Origin of the sequence: Mesorhizobium sp. M2A.F.Ca.ET.039.01.1.1 (assembly GCF_003998035.1) — a bacterium.
Classification (GTDB): domain Bacteria; phylum Pseudomonadota; class Alphaproteobacteria; order Rhizobiales; family Rhizobiaceae; genus Mesorhizobium.
Genome location: NZ_RZRY01001535.1, coordinates 1 through 443 on the forward strand (window position 1 = coordinate 1; position 443 = coordinate 443).

General features: G+C 61.4%; 1 pseudogene. It reads right to left on the reverse strand.

The window, feature by feature from the left end:
• Positions 1–443 (reverse strand): annotated as a pseudogene (locus EOA24_RS40820) (hypothetical protein); the annotation flags it as partial.

The following is a 443-nucleotide window of genomic DNA, read 5'->3' on the forward strand; positions in this document are numbered from 1 at the left end:
GAACCAGGCGAAGGGCAGGCCGATTTTTTGGTCTATCGCCTCGATGCGCTCCATCAGTCGATGCACGGAGACGCTGTCTTGCGCCAGCAGCTGTTCGCTGGGAGACCGCAGAGGTCGCGGGATAAAGCCGATCTCGCGCCGGTCGCGATGCTCAAGATCGTGAATGTCGAAGGCCCAATGATCAAAAATGCGGTGGTCGCAAGCACTCGATCGTTCCCAATCGGCAAAAAAGCGGTTCTCGCGCGGCACAAAATCGAACCAGTCGGGATTGGCTTCCAGGAACGCAATATCCCGCTTACTCTCGGTGCCGACCTCGTGAATGACACGGTTCTCGAGTTCCGGTCGGCGCGCCTCCCGCTGTTCGCGGTCGATGCGCGCCTGGCGCGCTAGAAAACTGCGCATGTGAACGATGCCGCCGCCGGCGCGGCCGCGCAGCCGGTAGA